The organism is Albimonas donghaensis (genome assembly GCF_900106695.1).
GTDB lineage: Bacteria > Pseudomonadota > Alphaproteobacteria > Rhodobacterales > Rhodobacteraceae > Albimonas > Albimonas donghaensis.
The window spans coordinates 461,740-477,943 of sequence record NZ_FNMZ01000002.1 but is presented as its reverse complement, the minus strand read 5'-3'; the positions used below and the strand labels follow the sequence as shown (position 1 = coordinate 477,943).

Genomic DNA, 16,204 nt, shown 5'->3' with positions numbered 1-16,204 from the left:
TCAGGCCGCCGGTCTGCGCCGGCTGGCTCCATGCTTCAGTCTAGCACGGCGCTGCGTCGCTGAGCAGGGGATGTTTGGGAAGCGCGTCCCGTCCTGCGGGTTTCACCAGCCCGGACCGGCGGACAATCCGCCGTCGGCGACCAGCGTGGTCCCGGTGACGAAACGCGCGGCGTCCGACACCAGGAACAGCGCCGCGTCGGCGATCTCGGCCGGGTCCGCGGGCCGCCCGAGCGGCGCGGCGGCGCGCCAGCGGGCCAGCCCCTCGGGCCATTGTTCGGCCAGGCCGGGGCGGTCGATCAGCCCCGGCGCCAGCGCGTTGACCCGCAGGGGCGCGAACTCCGCCGCCGCCGAGCGGACCAGCGATTCGAGCCCGGCCTTGGAGGCCGCGTAGGCCGCGTGACCCGGCAGGGGCCGCGACGCCTCGACCGAGGACACCAGCGCCGCCGCCCGCGGGACCGGGTCCGTCTGCGCCGCGAAGGCCGCCAGCAGCGCCCGCGCGGCGTCCAGATTGGCGCCGACCACCGCCGCCCAGTCCCCCGCGGCCATGTCGGAGACCCCGCCCATGTCCTGCCTTGCGGCGGCGTGGATCAGCAGGTCGGCCCCGCCGGCGTCGGCCAGCAGCTCCGCCGCCGCGCCGGGCGCGGTCAGGTCCGCCTGGGCCGCGTCCGCCTCCAGCCCCGCCGCGCGCAGGGAAGCGGCGAGCGCCCGCGCCCGTTCCGGACGGGTGGCGGCATGGCAGATCACGAAGGCCCCGGCCTCGGCCAGCCGGCGGGCCAGCGCCTCCCCCAATCCGCCCGAGGCGCCGGTGACCAGCGCCCGCCGCCCGTCCAGCGCCAGCAGGTCGCGGGCGGCGGGCGGGGGCGCGGTCTCGGCCTCGCGCCGGGGGGGCGGGGGGCGGCGGCTCACGGCAGTTCGGGGACCAGGGCTTCGAGGATCCTGGCCATGCGGGCCCCGGCGGTCGCGGCGTTGGCCAGCACCTCCTCGATCGTGTCGGGCTGCTGGTCCGGCCCGCCATCCGCGGCGTTGGTGATGGCCGAAAGTCCCAGCGCCTTCATCCCGCAATGGTTGGCCGCGATCACCTCCAGCACCGTCGACATGCCCACCGCATCGGCGCCGGTGGAGCGGAGCCAGCGGCGCTCGGCCGAGGTCTCCAGCGACGGGCCCGCGATGCCGGCGTAGATCCCCCCGGCCATCTCCTCGCCCGCCTTCGCCGCCGCGGCGACGGCCAGCGCCCGCAGCTCGGGCGCATAGGCGCGGGACATGTCGGGAAAGCGCGGGCCGATGGCCTCGTCATTGGCGCCGATCAGCGGGTTGGTCCCGGTGAAATTCAGGTGATCCTCGATCAGCATCGGCACGCCGGGCCTGAGGGCGGGGTTCAGGGCGCCGGCGGCGTTGGTCGCGATGAAGGTCCGCGCCCCCATCCGGTTCATCAGCCAGACCGGCAGCGCCACGTCCTGCGCGCTCCACCCTTCGTAAAGATGCACCCGCCCCTGCATCAGCGCCGCGCGCCGCCCGTGCAGCGTCCCGATCACGAAGCGCCCGGCATGGGAGGGCGCTGTGGACACGGGAAAGCCCGGGATCTCGTGATAGGGGATGGTCACCGGGTCGGTCACGGCCCCGGCCAGCCCGCCCAGCCCCGAGCCGAGCGCGATGGCGATGTCCACCGGCGCGCCCATGCGGGGCAGGACCACCGAGGCGGCGGCGTCGAGGCGGGCGGCGAGGCTCATGCGATGGATTCCTTGATGGCGGGAACGAGCGCGCGGATCTCGTCCAGCGTCTCGGTCATGTCGAAGACGGTCAGCGCCCGGTCGCGCACCCGCCATTGTCCGTCCACGAAGACATGGCGGACGTCGGCGCGGCCGGCGGAATAGACGATATGGGTCAGCGGGTCGAAGATGGGAACCGCATGGGGGGCGGAGGTGTCGAGCACCACCAGATCCGCCGCCTTGCCGATCTCCAGCGAGCCGGTCACGGTCCCCAGCCCCATGGCCTCGGCCCCGGCCAGCGTCGCCATGTGCAGCGCCTCGCGCGTGGTGATCACGTCGGCGCGGCCCGAGGCGGCCTTGTGCAGGGTCGCCGCCAGCCGCAGCGCCAGCCACATGTCGATGTCGTTGCCCGAGATCGCGCCGTCGGTGCCCAGCGTGACATGCACGCCGGCCTCCAGCATGTCGGGGATGCGGGCGAAGCCGGAGGCGAGCTTGAGGTTCGACACCGGGTTATGCGCCACCACCGCCCCGCTGCGGGCGAGAATGGCGATCTCCTCGTCATCGCAATGGACGCAATGGGCGAGGATGGTGCGGGCGTCGAGGATCCCCAGCGCCTCCATGTGCCGGATCACCGAGGCGCCGTAGCTGTCCTGCACCGTCTGCTGCTCGACCGTCGTTTCGGCCGCGTGGGTGGAGAACAGGGCGTCGTGATCGTCGGCCAGTTTCTTGGCGATCTTCAGGTTCTCCGGCCCCACCGTGTAGGCGCCGTGCGGGAAGGTTCCGGGGCGCAGGCGGTCGGTCCGGGGATGATCGGCGAAGAAGGCCTCGGCGTCGGGCAGGCGGGTGTCGACGGTCTTGCCGTCCATGCCGGGGAAGTCGAAGAACAGCCCCCCGCAGGATACCCGGAGGCCCAGCTCGGCGCCGGCCCGCGCGGTCGAATGCGGGTGCCAGAACATGTCGACGACCGAGGTGCAGCCCGACAGCAGCAGCTCCGCGAAGCCCAGGCGCGCGCCCAGCCGGCAGGTGGCGGCGGTGAGGATCGCGCGCTCGGCCTTCCACACCGTCTGCAGCCAGGGCTCCAGCGGCAGGTTCTCCACCAGCCCGCGGAACAGGCTGTCGGCGGCGTGGCAATGGGTGTTGACCAGGCCCGGCATGACGATGCCGCCCCGCGCGTCCACCACCTCCTGCGCGCGGTCGGGGACCTCGCCCAGATGGGTGATGCGGCCGTCCTCGACGGCGACGCCGCCGGTCAGCACGGTCCCCGCACGGTCGGCGGTGACGATCGTGGCGTTCTTGATGATGAGGTCGGTCATCGCGGCGCTCCAGCTTCCAGGGGCCAGCCTCCAGGGGGACGAGCGAGGCGGAGCGTATCCACCGGCGCCGGGCTTGGAAAGACGGAGCGGGGGGAGGGAGAGGAGGCGGGGGACCGCCGCGCGGCGCAACGCTTGCGCGCAAGTCGCGGTTGCAGGACAATGGGGTTTCGGCCGCAGCCCTCCGCGAAGGACCCGATGCGCAAGTTCCTCGTCGTCGTCGACGAAAGTCCGGAATGCATGAACGCCATCCGCTTCGCCGCCCGCCGGGCGAAGAAGACGGGCGGCGGGTTGCAGATGATGTTCATTCTCCGCCCCGCCGAGTTCCAGCACTGGATGGGCGTGCAGGACATCATGCGCCAGGAGGCCCGCGAGGCCGCCGAGGCGCGGTTCCAGGAAGTCGCCGGCAAGGTCACGGAGAATGTCGGGATCTATCCCGAATTCGTCATCCGCGAGGGCGAGCCGGTCGAGGAAGTCCTCGCCCAGATCAGGGAGGACCCGGAGGTCGGCGTCCTCGTGCTCGGCGCCGGGGTGGAGAACGGGCCGGGGCCGTTGGTCAGCCACCTGGTCGGCAAGCTCGCGGGCGACCTGCCGGTGCCGGTGACCGTGGTGCCCGGCGCCCTGTCGCGCGACCAGGTGATCGCGCTGGCCTGACGCCGCCGCCCGCCTGTCCGCCGCGCGAACCGGGGCGCCGCGCCGTAGGGCGGGCTTCAGCCCGCCGCGCCTTTCCCCCCGCGCCTCCCCCGGCGCCTTCCCTGAGGCCGTTCCCGCCCGTTCCCGACCCGGCGTCAGGTGGGATCCGACGCCCCAGTTTGGAATGATTCTTGATTTCGGCGCGCGACCGGTCCACATGTGTCCCTCAAACCGGAGGGCCGCGCCATGTTCATTCAGACCGAATCCACGCCGAACCCGGCGACGCTGAAATTCCTGCCCGGCCAGACCGTGATGCAGGCCGGCTCCGCCGACTTCCCCGCCCGCGAAGGGGCCGCCGCCTCGCCGCTCGCCACCCGCATCTTCTCGGTGGACGGGGTGCAGGGCGTGTTCCTCGGGCCCGACTTCATCACCGTCACCAAGGCCGAGGACCGCGACTGGGCGCATCTCAAGCCCGGCGTGCTCGGCGCGATCCTGGAGCATTTCCAGTCCGGCGCCCCGACCATGGAAGGCGAGGGCGGCCAGACCGGCCATGCCGAACATACCGGCCCGGACGGCGAAATCGTCTTCCAGATCAAGGAGCTGCTGGACACCCGCGTGCGTCCCGCGGTGGCCCAGGATGGCGGCGACATCACCTTCCACGGCTTCGACCGCGGCGTCGTCTACCTGCACATGCAGGGGGCCTGCGCGGGCTGCCCGTCCTCGACCATGACCCTCAAGATGGGCATCGAGAACCTGCTCAAGCATTACATCCCCGAAGTGTCCGAGGTGCGCCCCGTCGGCGTGCAGCTCTGACCCCGGTTCGACGTGACCGGCGCGGGACCGCTTCTGGCGATCGACACCGCCGCCTCGCAATGCGGGGCGGCGATTCTCGTTGACGGCCGCGTGGCGGCGGAACGGCTGGAACTGATGAGCCGCGGCCAGGCCGAGCGCCTGATGCCGATGATCGCGGAATTGCTGGCCGAACTGTCGCTGGCCCCGCGCGACCTGCGCGCCGTCGCGGTCTGCGAGGGGCCGGGGAACTTCACCGGCATCCGCATCGCCGTCGCCGCCGCCCGCGGGCTGGCGTTGTCCACCGGGCGCCCGGCGCTGGGCGTCGGGCGGCTGGATGCGTTGGCGGAGACGGAGGCCTGGGGCCTCGGCCTGCGCCTGTCCGGCGGAACCCCGGGCGCGGCGCCCCTGCGCCTGCTCGCCACCGCCGAGGCGCGACGCGGCGAAATCCTCGCCCAGCCCTTCGAAATCCATGCCGGAGAAGCGCCCCGCGCCCTCGCCCCGCTCGCGCAGGGGGAGGCCGAGACGCTCGTCCCCGCGCTGGCCGAGGCGCTGGCGTCCTCCCCGGTCCCCGGCCCGGTCCGGGTCTGCGGCCCCGATGCGCCGCGGATCTCCGCGATGCTGGAGGCGGCGGGCCTCGCCGTGGCGCTGGGCGATCTGGGCGACATGGCCGACCCGGCCTCCATCGGGCGGCTGGCCGGCGCGGCGCTGGACCGGCTGGCGGCGGAGGAGACGCCGCCCCCTCCCGCGCCCCGTTATCCCCGCCCCGCCGACGCCGCGCCGTCGCGGGAGACGCCGCCCCCCCTTCTGCCGCCCACCCCCCTGCCGGACCCGCCGGCGTGATGAGCCGCGTTCCCGCGGGCGTCCTCGCGGGCGATGCGCGCGATCCCGCCCGGCGCGATCCGCCGATGGGGCCGGACGAGGCCGCCGCCGCCGCCGTCCTTCACGCGCTGGCCTTCGCCGGGCCGGAGGCGATCCGGCCCTGGACCGCCGCCGACTTCGCCGGATTCTGCGAAAGCCCCGGCGCCTTCCGCATCCTCGCGCCCGAAAAGGGGCGGCTCGACGCCCTGATGCTCGGCCGGGTCATCGGGCCGGAGGCGGAGCTGGTCACGCTCGCCACCCGCCCGCTCTCCCGCCGCCGGGGCTTCGCCCGCGCGCTGCTGGCCCGGTTCGCCATCCGCGCCGTGGCGCTGGGCGCGGAGACGGCGTTTCTGGAAGTCGCCGAGCCCAACGCAGGCGCGCGCGCGCTCTATGCCGCAGCGGGATGGGCGGAGGTCGGCTTTCGGCGCAACTGCTACCGCCTGTCCGGGGGCGGTCGGGCCAACGCGGTTGTAATGTCCTGCGATCTTGGGGCGGTTCCCGCAGAAAACGCGGGCGATCGTCAGACGGACTGGGTTTAATCGGTCGTTCAAGACCAGATGAACCGCCGCGGCGACGGATAAAGTTCACGAGAACGACGGTCGAAAATGAATTGACCTTGCAATAACGCGCCTCTATGACGCTCGCAGGTATGAAAAGCTCGTTGGAACTGAAGGACCACGCCAGTTGGCGTTGCGTCGCCCTTCCGACCTGAGCCCGTAGCCGTCAGCTTGAGAGAAAACATGTCCGAGACCCAGAATATCGAGAAGTCCGAACTGCTCGCCCTCACGGCGGACATCGTGTCGTCTCATGTATCCAACAACGCCGTCTCCCCGCAGGAACTGACCGGCGTCATCGAGCAGGTGTTCTCGAAACTGACCGAGCTGGCCTCCGACACGCCGGAGCCGGTGGAGGAGCTGATCCCCGCCGTTCCCGTGAAGAAGTCGGTGACCGACGAGTTCATCATCTGCCTCGAAGACGGGAAGAAGCTGAAGATGCTCAAGCGGCATCTGAAGACCGCCTATGACATGACGCCCGAGGACTATCGCGCCAAGTGGGGTCTGTCGGCCGACTATCCGATGGTCGCCCCGGCCTATGCCCGCAAGCGGCAGGAACTGGCCAAGCAGATCGGCCTCGGCCGCAAGCCCAAGGCGAAGTGATCCCCGCGCGCTCCGGTCCGCGGCCCTGAGGGGCGCGGCCGGGGCGCGGCGGCGACATTTGCGGCGCGCGAGGGGCGACCCTCGCGCGCCGTTCCGCGTTTCGCGGCCCCGTTCCGCCCCCGCCGTTGCGCGCAGGGGGGCGAGCCTGTATGCCGCCCGCAACGCAAGATCCCAGTTTTCCGCCCGAGGGAGCCCCGCCCATGGCCCGCAAGCTCTTCGTCAAGGCCTATGGCTGCCAGATGAACGTCTACGACGCCGAGCGCATGGCCGGGGTCATGGCCGCCGAGGGCTATGAGCAGACCGACCGGCCCGAGGACGCGGATCTGGTGCTGCTCAACACCTGCCATATCCGCGAAAAGGCGGCGGAGAAGGTGTATTCCGAGCTCGGCCGCCTGAAAAAGCTGAAGGACGCGCGCCCCGATCTGAAGATCGGCGTGGCCGGCTGCGTCGCCCAGGCCGAAGGGGCCGAGATCCAGACCCGCCAGCCGGCGGTGGATTTCGTGGTTGGCCCGCAGGCCTATCACCGGCTTCCGAAACTGGTGCGCGACGGCGGCGTGGACACGGAATTTCCGGTCGAGGACAAGTTCGCCGCCATGGCCCCGGCGCCGCGGCGCCGCGCGCCCTCGGCCTTCCTGACGGTGCAGGAGGGCTGCGACAAGTTCTGCGCCTTCTGCGTGGTGCCCTATACGCGGGGCGCGGAAGTCTCGCGCCCCGCCGCCCGCCTGATCGACGAGGCGAAGGCGCTGGCGGATCAGGGCGTGCGCGAGATCACGCTGCTGGGTCAGAACGTCAACGCCTATCACGGGGCCGGGCCGGACGGGGCGGACTGGACGCTGGCGCGGCTGCTGGAGGCGCTTTCGGAGATCGAGGGCATCGCGCGGCTGCGCTACACGACCTCGCATCCCAACGACATGGGCGAGGATCTGATCGAGGCCCATGCCGGGCTGGAAAAGCTGATGCCCTACCTGCATTTGCCGGTTCAGTCGGGCTCGGACCGGATCCTCAAGGCGATGAACCGGCGGCACACGGCCGACGCCTATCTGCGCCTGATCGAGCGGATCCGCGCGGCGCGTCCCGACATCGCCCTGTCGGGGGATTTCATCGTCGGCTTCCCGGGGGAGACCGAGGCGGATTTCCAGGCGACGCTCGATATCTGCGAGGCGGTCCGCTACGGCTCGGCCTATTCGTTCAAGTATTCGTCGCGCCCCGGCACCCCGGCGGCGGGCGCGGGCGAGCAGGTGGCGGAGGACGTGAAGTCCGAGCGCCTGTCCCGCCTGCAGGCCCGGATCGAGGCGGACCAGCGGGCCTTCCAGGTGAGCATGGCGGGGCGGGTCCTGCCGGTGCTGGTGGAGAAGGCGGGGCGGATGCCGGGGCAGATGGTGGGCAAGTCGCCCTGGCTGCATGCGGTGCATTTCGACGCCGGGCCGGAGCTTGCCGGGCAGGTGGCGCAGGTGGAGATCCTGGAATCCGCGCCCAATTCGCTGTCGGGGCGCCTGGCGGGCTGACCGTCGCGGGCCGCGCGTCCGCGGTCGTGTCGGCGGCGCCGGGGCGCCCGCGCGGCGCTGAGGCGTGGCGCCGGTTGCGGGCGCCTGGATCGGCGGCCGGGGCGCGCGCGTCTTTTTCCGCATTTGGCTGAGAAGGCCCGGAGGCGGGCCTTGTCCGAGCGTGCGCGAGGATCAGCGCGCGTCAAGGCCAAGCCGGCTGCGCCGGTCGCTGCGCGAGCCTTGACCCGCGCTCATCCCCGCAGGGTTTCGGGGTGGGGAGACGTCTCGGGGCGGGGAGACGGGGCCGATCGCGGTGACGGCGCCGCGCCGCGCGGGCGCCCGCGCGCCGACGGCGAGACGTCCGACGCGCGGCCCGGGTTCAGACGGGCAGGCCGCGCAGCATTCTGGGCACGTCGCCGGAAACGCCCGCGGCTTCGCGCATGAAGAAGCGCCGCGCCGGGGCCAGCCGCCCGGCCAGCGCCAGGCCCGCGTCGCGCAGCAGCCGCAGGCCCGGATCGTCGTTCGAGAACAGCCGGTTCACCGCGTCCATCCCCAGCGCCATCGACACCCCGTCGAAGCGCCGCCAGCGCACATAGCGCTCCAGCACCTGCTCGGCGCCGATATCCTCGCCGCGCCGCCGCGCCTCGGCCAGCACCTCGGCCAGCGCCGCGGCGTCGCGCAGGCCGAGGTTCAGGCCCTGGCCCGCGATCGGATGCACCGCATGGGCCGCGTCCCCGGCCAGCGCCAGCCGCGGTTTCGCCCAGGCGTCGGCCACCGACAGTTTCAGCGGATAGCGCCAGCGCCGCCCGGCGAGGCTCACCGCCCCCAGCGCGCCGCCGAGCCGCGCCTCCAGCTCCACCAGATAGGCCGCGTCGGGCAGGGCGTGGATGCGGGCGGCCTCGGCCGTGCGCTCGGTCCAGACCAGCGAACTGCGATGGCCGCCGGGCAGCGGCAGCACCGCGAAGGGCCCGCCGGGCAGGAAGCGCTGACGGGCGACGCCCGCATGGTCCGCCTCGTGTTCGATGGCCGAGACCAGGCCGGTCTGGTCATAGCCCCATCCCACCCGCCTTATGCCGGCGCGGCGCGCCACGGGGCTCTCGCGCCCGTCGCAGGCGATCAGAAGGGGCGCGCGGAGGGTCTCGCCGCCCGCCACCTCGGCTTCGGCGGCGCCCGGACCCTGGCGGGTGGCGATCACGTCGGCCCCGCCGCGCAGGGTCACCCCGGGATGCGCCGCGGCCGCGGCCAGCAGGGCGGGGCGCAGCACGCGGTCTTCGAGGATCACGCTGACCGGGCCTTCGTCGAGCTCCGCATGATCGAAATGCGCCAGCGCCGGGGTGGGCCCCGCGCCGGGCCGCGCATCCTCCAGCGCCACGCGGGTCACGGGCTGGGCGGCGTCCGCCACCGCGCCCCAGACCCCGGCCACCTTGAGAAACCGCTGCGAGCCGAGGCCGAGATTATAGGCCCGCCCGTCGAATGCCGCCGCCGTCGCCGCATCCAGCGCCGCCGCGTCCAGCACCGTCACGCGCATCCCCGCGCAGGCCAGCGCAAGCGCCATGGCCGGGCCGTTCAGCCCGCCCCCCACGATCAGCGCGTCGGCGTCCATGCTCATGCCGAAGAAGTGGCGCGCGCGCCCGCGATTGTCCATTCCCATCCGCGCCGTTACCGTGCGGCGGAACGCGCCGCCGAACCGGGCGGACATCGCGCATGGACGAGGGGAGCGGGCGGATGAGCGACAGCTGGCGGAGCATGAGAGCGGCGGATCTGGGCCGCGCCATCGGCGCGAAGGAGATCGACCCCGTCGCCCTGACCGAGACCTTCCTCGCCGCCGCCGAGGCGCATCCGGAGGCCGGCCGCATCTATGTGGACCTGACCCCCGAGCGCGCCCGCGCCGAGGCCGAGGCCGCCGCCGCGCGCGCCCGGCTCGGCACGCGCCGCCACCTGCTGGACGGCGTCCCGATCTCCTGGAAGGACCTATACGAGGTCGCGGGGACCCGGGCGCAGGCGGGCTCGGCCATGCTGGATGACCGCCCCTTCGCCGAGGCGGATTGCCCGGTGCTCGCCCGCGCCACGGCGGCGGGCATGGTGTGCCTTGGCAAGACGCATATGTCGGAACTGGCCTTTTCCGGGCTGGGCGTGAACCCGGTGACGGCGACCTCGCCCAACCCGAATGACGGGGACTGGGCGCCGGGGGGCTCGTCCTCGGGCGCGGCCTCCTCGGTGGCCTTCGGGCTGGCGGCGGCGGGGATCGGGTCGGATACCGGGGGCTCGGTCCGCATTCCCTCGGCCTGGCAGAACCTGACCGGGCTGAAGACCACGCTGGGGCTGATCCCGGTGGAGGGGTCGGTGCCGCTTTCGGCCGCCTTCGACACGGTGGGGCCGCTGTGCCGGTCGGTCGAGGACGCCGCCGAGATCACCGCGATCATGGCCGGGACGGCGGCGCCGGACCTGGCGGGGGCGAGCCTCCAGGGCAAGCGCATCCTGGTCGACGAGGCGACCATGCATGACAACGCCGAGGACGCGCCGGTGGCGGCCTTCGAAGCCGGGCTCGCGAAGCTGGAGGCCGCGGGCGCCGAGATCACCCGCGAGACCATCCCCGAATTCGCCGCGGTGCTGCCCCTGTCCGGCACGCTGGTGGCGGGCGAGGCCTGGGCGACCTGGGGCAAGGTGATCGAGGCCCGGGGCGACCGCATGTTCCACCAGATCCGCAACCGGACCATGGGGGGCGCGGCCTTTTCGGCGGCGGATTACCTGCGGGCCTGGACCGCGCTGCGGACCCTGCGGGAGAGCTACCTGGCCCGCGTCTCGGCCTATGACGCGGTGGCGGCGCCGACCGCGCCGATCCTGCCGCCCTCGGTCTCGCGGCTTCTGTCGGACGACGCCTATTACGAGCGGATCAACCTGATGGCCCTGCGCAACACCCGCATCGGCAACCTGCTGGGGGTGAGCGCGCTGACCCTGCCGCTGGAGGCGCCGGGCTGCGGGCTGATGCTGATGGCGCGGCCCTTCGCGGAAGGCGCGCTGTGCCGGCTGGGCAAGGCCGCGGAGGACGCGCTGGCGGGCTGACGGCGCGCGGGCGGAGGGCGGCGGGTTTGAACCCGCCCTACAGCCCCCCGCCCGGCTCAGGCGTCGGCGATGATCGAGAGGTTGCCCCAGGCGTCGCCCATGAAATCCGGGCGCAGCTGCCGGGGCAGGCCGTGGAAATCGCAGGACGCGATGCACTGGTCCACCACGTAAACCGCGTGATAGGCGGCGAAATCCAGCCCCGATTGCGGGTAGAGCACGTCGAGAATGTAGCGCACCGCCTCGGGCGGCGCGGCGACGCTGCGGGCCTCGCAGACCCGCAGGAAGATCTTCACGAAATCCTCCTGGCTCGGCCGGGCGATCATGATCTTGTAGTAGATCCGGCGCAGGCCGGCGCCGTCCAGCAGGTCGTTGGGCGGGATGTTGGTCGACAGGATCATCAGCGTGTCGAAAGGCACCTGGAAGCTCATCCCCGATTGCAGGGAGAGATAGTCCACCGCCTCCTCCATCGGCACGATGAGCCGGTTGATGAGCGTCTGCGGGGTCTGCCGCTGGCGGCCGAGGTCGTCGATGATGAGCACGCCGTTGGCGGCCTTCATGTGCACCGGCGCCTGGTAGGTGCGCGAGGTCGGGTTGAAGCGCAGGTCGAGCATGTCGGTGGTCAGCTCCGCCCCCGTCACCACCGCCGGGCGCACGCAATGGGCGAAGCGCAGGTCGGGGGCGCCTTCCTCGAGCAGGTCCCTGGGGGTCCAGGGATCGTCCTCGGGGATCATGCGGTGCAGCGCCGGGTCGAAAAGCTGGATGATCTCGCCGTCCACCATGATCGCGTAGGGGACGTGAATGCCGCCCTCCATGGCCTTGGCGAGCGCGTGGGCGTAGCTCGACTTGCCGTTGCCCGGCGGGCCGTAGAGCAGGATCGAGCGGCCTGAATTCACCGCCGGGCCCAGCCGGTCGAGCACGCCTTCGGGCGTGATCAGCTTGGCGAAGGCGGCCTCCATGTCGGCGCGGGAGATGCGGTGATCCTTCACCGACTGGGCGGCGACCTGGGCGCGGAACTGCTCAAGGGTGACGGGGCAGGGGCCGGCGTAGTCGACGCGGCCCACCGCCTCCATGGCGCGCAGGCGGCCGATCTCGGTCAGCTCGAAGCGCATTTCGGCGCGGACGTCGGCGCGCAGGCTGCCGAGCGTGGCGATCAGGCGGTCGTCGCGCAGGATGCCGAAGATGTCGGACAGGATGCCGGGCGAGATCCGGGTGATTTCGGAGATCGCCGAGACCGTCTCCACCCCGCGGCGATACATGACCTTCAGCGCCAGTTCGATGAGGAATTCCCGGGACATGCCGGTTTCCTCGATGGTGCGGGGGGCGATGGGCGCCGCGTCGTCGTCGCCCGCGAAGGCGGCGGCGGGGGAGAGGGACGCGGAATCGGACATGCAGGGCTCCTCGCGCCTGGGGCGCGGCGGGGGACGGGGACGCGAGAAAGGAAAAGCTTTTCGGTCGGGCGCGCAAGGCTCGCGCCGCGCCGCGGCGGGCCGGGTTTCGCCGGGTGTCTCCGGGTTCCGCCGTTTTCCTCCGGGGCCGGAGGCGGGAGTGCCGCGTCATCCGGCGCGCCGCCTGCGCCGGAGCGCCCGCGGCGCGCCGTGAGGGCGTCGCGGGCGGAGAGGGGCGCGGGCGGGCGGCGGAGCGCCCCGTCAGAACCCGGTTGACGGGACCGGGGTCAAAGCCCGTCGAACAGCGCCGTGGACAGGTAACGCTCCGCGAAGCTGGGCAGGATGGCGACGATGCGCTTGCCGGCCATCTCCGGGCGCTCGGCGATCTCGATGGCCGCGGCGATGGCGGCGCCGGACGAGATGCCGCCCGGAATGCCCTCCGTGGCCGCGACCCGGCGCGCCATCTCGAAGGCGGTCTCGTTGCCGATGGTCAGCACCTCGTCGATCAGGGCCCGGTCGAGATTGCCGGGCACGAAGCCCGCCCCGATGCCCTGGATCTTGTGCGGCCCCGGCTCTCCGCCCGACAGGACCGGGCTGTCCTCGGGCTCCACCGCCACGATGCGCACATGCGGCGCGCGGGCCTTGAGCACCCGGCCGACGCCGGTCAGCGTGCCGCCGGTGCCGACGCCCGAGATGAAGACGTCGATCTCGCCGCCGGTATCGGCCCAGATCTCCTCGGCCGTGGTGGCCTCGTGAATCGCGGGGTTGGCGGTGTTCTCGAACTGCTGGGGGATCACCGAGTCCTTGATCTCCGCCGCCAGCTCCTCGGCCCGTTCCAGCGCGCCGCGCATGCCCCTGGCGGGGTCGGTCAGCTCCAGCTGGGCGCCGAGCAGGGCGAGCATTTTGCGGCGTTCGACCGACATGCTCTCGGGCATGCACAGGATCAGCTTGCGGCCGCGGGCGGCGCAGGCGAAGGCCAGCGCGATGCCGGTGTTGCCGGACGTGGGCTCGATCACCGTGGTATCGGGGCCGAGCCGGCCCTGACGCTCCAGGCTTTCGATCATCGCGACGCCGATGCGGTCCTTGACCGAGCTCAGCGGGTTGAAGAATTCCAGCTTGCCGAGGATTTCGGCCTTCAGGTCCAGCTCCACCGCGATGCGGCCGAGGCGCACCAGCGGCGTCGCGCCGATGGTCTGGGTGATGTCGTCATAGATGCGCCCGCGTGGCGGCGTGTAGCGGCCCTGCGCGGTGATCTGGGCGTCGTGAGCGTGGGGTCCGGGGGCGTTCATCGTCGGGGTCCTCCCTGCGTCCGCGCGTCGGGGCGGGATCGGGTCGCCCCGCTCCGCGGCGGATCAGATTGTGAAATCGGGGCGCGCCTCGTCGGCGCGCGGCACCCGCTTGCGCTGCGCCTCGCGGCACAGGTCCTCCATGGTGACTCGGTCGAGCCGGTCGAGCAGTTCCCGCTGCATCTCTTCCCATATGGGAGCGACCACGCCCAGCCCCAGCGCCGAGGTCACGCCTTCGTCGCCGTCCTCCTGGTCGAGGGTCGAGACCACGCGCACCACGTCGCCGACGGTGATGCGCCGACGCTCGCGGGCCAGCGTATAGCCCCCGCGGGGGCCGCGCACGCCCTTCAGCACGCCGGCGCGCACCAGCGCCTGCATGACCTGTTCGAGGTAACGCTGGGGGATGCCCTGGCGCTCGGTCACGTCGCGGGCCTGCACCGGGTCGGGGCGGGCGTTGTAGGCGATGTCGGCCACCGCCTCGATGGCCAGCAGCGTCTTGCGGGTGAGCTTGAGCATCAGACGCCCCTTCCCGCGCCGACCCCGGTGGAGCCGAAGCCTCCGGCCCCGCGGTCGGTGTCGTCGAGGCGCTCCGCCTCCGTCCAGACCGCGCGGGTGACGGGGGCGACGACCATCTGGGCGATGCGGTCGCCATGTTCGACATGGACCGGCTCGCCGCCGAGATTGATCAGGATCACCCCGACCTCGCCGCGATAGTCGCTGTCCACGGTGCCCGGCGCATTGGCCACGGTGATCCCCTTCCTGAGCGCGAGGCCGGAGCGGGGGCGGACCTGCGCCTCGAACCCTTCGGGCAGGGCGATGGCGAGGCCGGTGGGGACCAGCAGCCGCGCGCCCGGCGCCATCTCGCGCCCGTCGCGGCCGGGGAAGCAGGCGCGCAGGTCCATGCCCGCGGCCCCCGCGGTCTCGTAGCCCGGCAGGGGCAGGTCGGGGTCGTGATGGGGCAGGCGGAGGATCCGCACGGGAAGGTCGGTCATGCCGCCCCCCGATCTTCGTGATCCGGCCCGGTCAGATGCGCGGCGATGCGGGCCGCGAGCCTTCGGGCGGTCTCGGTCTTGGTCAGGCGGGGCCATTCCTCGGCCCCCGCGTCGGAGATCAGGGTCACCGCGTTCTCGGTCCCGCCCATGATGCCGGTGGCGGGGGAGACGTCATTGGCCACGATCCAGTCGCAGCCCTTGCGCAGGCGCTTGGCGGTGGCGTGGGCGATCACGTCGTCGGTCTCCGCGGCGAAGCCCACCACGAGGCCCGGCCGCCCCTCCGCCCGGCGCGCGACGGTGCGCAGGATGTCGGGGTTCTCGGCGAATTCCAGGGCGGGCGTGGTCCCGTCGGGACGTTTCTTGATCTTCGAGTTCGAGGCCGAGGCGACCCGCCAGTCCGCCACCGCGGCGGCGAAGACGGCGGCGTCGATCGCGGGGGCGTCGGGGGCGAGCGCGGCGTCCACCGCCTCCAGCATGTCGCGCGCGGACTGCACCTCGATCACCCGCGCGCCGGTGGGGCGGGGCGCGTCGGCGGGGCCGGTGACGAAGACCACCTCGGCGCCCAGGTCGCGCAGCGCCTCGGCCAGCGCCGTGCCCTGCGCGCCGGAGGAGCGGTTGGCGATGTAGCGCACCGGGTCGATGGGCTCATGCGTCGGGCCGGAGGTGACCAGCACCCGCCTGCCGGTCAGGGGGCCCGCGCTCAGGGCGGCGTCGATGGCGGCGACGATGGTTTCGGGCTCGGCCATCCGGCCCGGCCCGAACTCGCCGCAGGCCATGTCGCCGTCATCCGGCCCGCAGACCAGCACGCCGTCGGCGATCAGGGTCCGGAGGTTGCGCTGGGTGGCCGGGTGCTCCCACATCCGCACGTTCATGGCGGGCGCGATCAGCACCCGCTTGTCGGTGGCCATCAGCAGGGTCGAGGGCAGGTCGTCGGCGTGCCCCCCCGCCATCTTGGCCATCAGATCGGCGGTGGCGGGGACCACGACCACCAGGTCGGCGGCGCGGGACAGCTGGATATGGCCCATCTCCGCCTCGCGCGTCAGGTCGAACAGCGCGCGATGCGCTTCCACCCCCGCCAGCGAGGACACCGAAAGCGGGGTCACGAACTGCTCCGCCGCCTGGGTCATCGCCGGAACCACCGAGGCCCCGCGCGCGCGCAGCCGTCGGATCAGGTCCAGCGCCTTGTAGGCGGCGATGCCGCCGCCGATCACCAGCAGTATCCGCTTGCCCTCGAGCATTTGGCCACCCTCCCGCGGGTATTGGCGAGCATTCACGAGTGCGGAACGTAGTTTGCGCACGCCCGCCCCGCAAGCCGGGGATTTGGGTGAAGCACGATCCGGGCGCGATCCGGGCGCGGTTCGGCGGGTCCGAGAGGTTGGGGCAGGGCGGGCGCGCCGGCTTGCGCGGATCGCGGGGCGGGCGAACGCGGCGGCTCCGGTGGCGGCGGCGGCCAAGAATGCGAGCGGCCCGCGATCTCCGGGGCCGCGCTGCAAGGGAAAGGGGGCCGGGCGTCGCGCGCCCGGCCCCCCCCCATGTTT

Annotated in this window: 16 protein-coding genes; 7 read left to right on the top strand and 9 right to left on the bottom strand. The window is 72.8% G+C overall.

All coding sequences use genetic code 11. From position 1 onward, the window contains the following. Positions 1-102: 102 nt before the first annotated feature. Genes BLV24_RS08085 through BLV24_RS08075 form a run of 3 tightly spaced genes read right to left on the bottom strand, consistent with a single transcriptional unit; the run spans position 103 to position 3,019 of the window. A complete protein-coding gene (locus BLV24_RS08085; protein WP_245710453.1) occupies positions 103-906 on the bottom strand; it encodes an SDR family NAD(P)-dependent oxidoreductase in 804 nt (267 codons plus the stop codon). Continuing rightward, positions 903-1,727, bottom strand: coding sequence for a purine-nucleoside phosphorylase (locus BLV24_RS08080; protein ID WP_092680659.1), 825 nt, complete (start codon positions 1,725-1,727; stop codon positions 903-905). The genes BLV24_RS08085 and BLV24_RS08080 overlap by 4 nt, the downstream gene beginning before the upstream one ends. Beyond that, positions 1,724-3,019 carry an amidohydrolase family protein gene (locus BLV24_RS08075; protein WP_092680658.1) on the bottom strand — a complete coding sequence of 432 codons (1,296 nt, stop codon included), beginning with the start codon at positions 3,017-3,019 and terminating at the stop codon, positions 1,724-1,726. The genes BLV24_RS08080 and BLV24_RS08075 overlap by 4 nt, the downstream gene beginning before the upstream one ends. A 195-nt stretch (positions 3,020-3,214) precedes the next feature. Between BLV24_RS08075 and BLV24_RS08070 the strand changes: the two genes are divergently transcribed. The 6 genes from BLV24_RS08070 (at position 3,215) to miaB (ending at position 7,961) form a co-directional block, all read left to right on the top strand. Next, positions 3,215-3,670 (top strand): universal stress protein, encoded by a 456-nt coding sequence (locus BLV24_RS08070; RefSeq protein ID WP_092680996.1) that lies wholly within the window; start codon positions 3,215-3,217, stop codon positions 3,668-3,670. A gap of 225 nt (positions 3,671-3,895) precedes the next feature. Next, a complete protein-coding gene (locus BLV24_RS08065; protein WP_092680657.1) occupies positions 3,896-4,462 on the top strand; it encodes a NifU family protein in 567 nt (188 codons plus the stop codon). A gap of 12 nt (positions 4,463-4,474) precedes the next feature. After that, positions 4,475-5,281: a tRNA (adenosine(37)-N6)-threonylcarbamoyltransferase complex dimerization subunit type 1 TsaB gene (tsaB, locus tag BLV24_RS08060; RefSeq protein WP_092680656.1), complete on the top strand. Its 807-nt coding sequence runs from the start codon at positions 4,475-4,477 to the stop codon at positions 5,279-5,281. Continuing rightward, a complete protein-coding gene (locus BLV24_RS08055) occupies positions 5,281-5,838 on the top strand; it encodes a GNAT family N-acetyltransferase (RefSeq protein ID WP_245710451.1) in 558 nt (185 codons plus the stop codon). Before tsaB ends, BLV24_RS08055 begins: the two co-directional genes overlap by 1 nt. Positions 5,839-6,039: 201 nt before the next feature. Continuing rightward, positions 6,040-6,456 (top strand): Ros/MucR family transcriptional regulator, encoded by a 417-nt coding sequence (locus BLV24_RS08050; RefSeq protein WP_092680655.1) that lies wholly within the window; start codon positions 6,040-6,042, stop codon positions 6,454-6,456. A gap of 200 nt (positions 6,457-6,656) precedes the next feature. After that, positions 6,657-7,961, top strand: coding sequence for a tRNA (N6-isopentenyl adenosine(37)-C2)-methylthiotransferase MiaB (gene miaB, locus BLV24_RS08045; RefSeq protein WP_092680654.1), 1,305 nt, complete (start codon positions 6,657-6,659; stop codon positions 7,959-7,961). A 358-nt stretch (positions 7,962-8,319) separates the two neighbouring features. On the opposite strand, the gene BLV24_RS08040 is transcribed toward miaB, so the two are convergent. Next, positions 8,320-9,549 carry an FAD-dependent monooxygenase gene (locus BLV24_RS08040; protein WP_092680992.1) on the bottom strand — a complete coding sequence of 410 codons (1,230 nt, stop codon included), beginning with the start codon at positions 9,547-9,549 and terminating at the stop codon, positions 8,320-8,322. A gap of 116 nt (positions 9,550-9,665) precedes the next feature. On the opposite strand from BLV24_RS08040, the gene BLV24_RS08035 reads away from it, so the two are divergent. After that, on the top strand, positions 9,666-11,003 hold the full coding sequence (locus BLV24_RS08035) for an amidase (protein ID WP_092680990.1): 1,338 nt from the start codon (positions 9,666-9,668) through the stop codon (positions 11,001-11,003). Positions 11,004-11,059: 56 nt separating this feature from the next. Here BLV24_RS08035 and BLV24_RS08030 read toward each other — a convergent pair whose 3' ends face one another. From BLV24_RS08030 to coaBC, 5 genes are all read right to left on the bottom strand, one after another. After that, positions 11,060-12,391, bottom strand: a complete 1,332-nt coding sequence (locus tag BLV24_RS08030) for a DUF8689 domain-containing protein (protein WP_092680653.1) — start codon at positions 12,389-12,391, stop codon at positions 11,060-11,062. Between the two features lie 284 nt (positions 12,392-12,675). Next, on the bottom strand, positions 12,676-13,677 hold the full coding sequence (cysK, locus tag BLV24_RS08025) for a cysteine synthase A (RefSeq protein ID WP_092680652.1): 1,002 nt from the start codon (positions 13,675-13,677) through the stop codon (positions 12,676-12,678). A 63-nt stretch (positions 13,678-13,740) separates the two neighbouring features. Beyond that, complete coding sequence (locus tag BLV24_RS08020; protein WP_092680651.1) at positions 13,741-14,190, bottom strand: RrF2 family transcriptional regulator; 450 nt, start codon at positions 14,188-14,190, stop codon at positions 13,741-13,743. Further along, complete coding sequence (gene dut / locus BLV24_RS08015) at positions 14,190-14,666, bottom strand: dUTP diphosphatase (RefSeq protein ID WP_092680650.1); 477 nt, start codon at positions 14,664-14,666, stop codon at positions 14,190-14,192. Before dut ends, BLV24_RS08020 begins: the two co-directional genes overlap by 1 nt. Then, positions 14,663-15,904, bottom strand: a complete 1,242-nt coding sequence (gene coaBC / locus BLV24_RS08010) for a bifunctional phosphopantothenoylcysteine decarboxylase/phosphopantothenate--cysteine ligase CoaBC (RefSeq protein ID WP_092680649.1) — start codon at positions 15,902-15,904, stop codon at positions 14,663-14,665. Before coaBC ends, dut begins: the two co-directional genes overlap by 4 nt. Positions 15,905-16,204 lie beyond the last annotated feature (300 nt).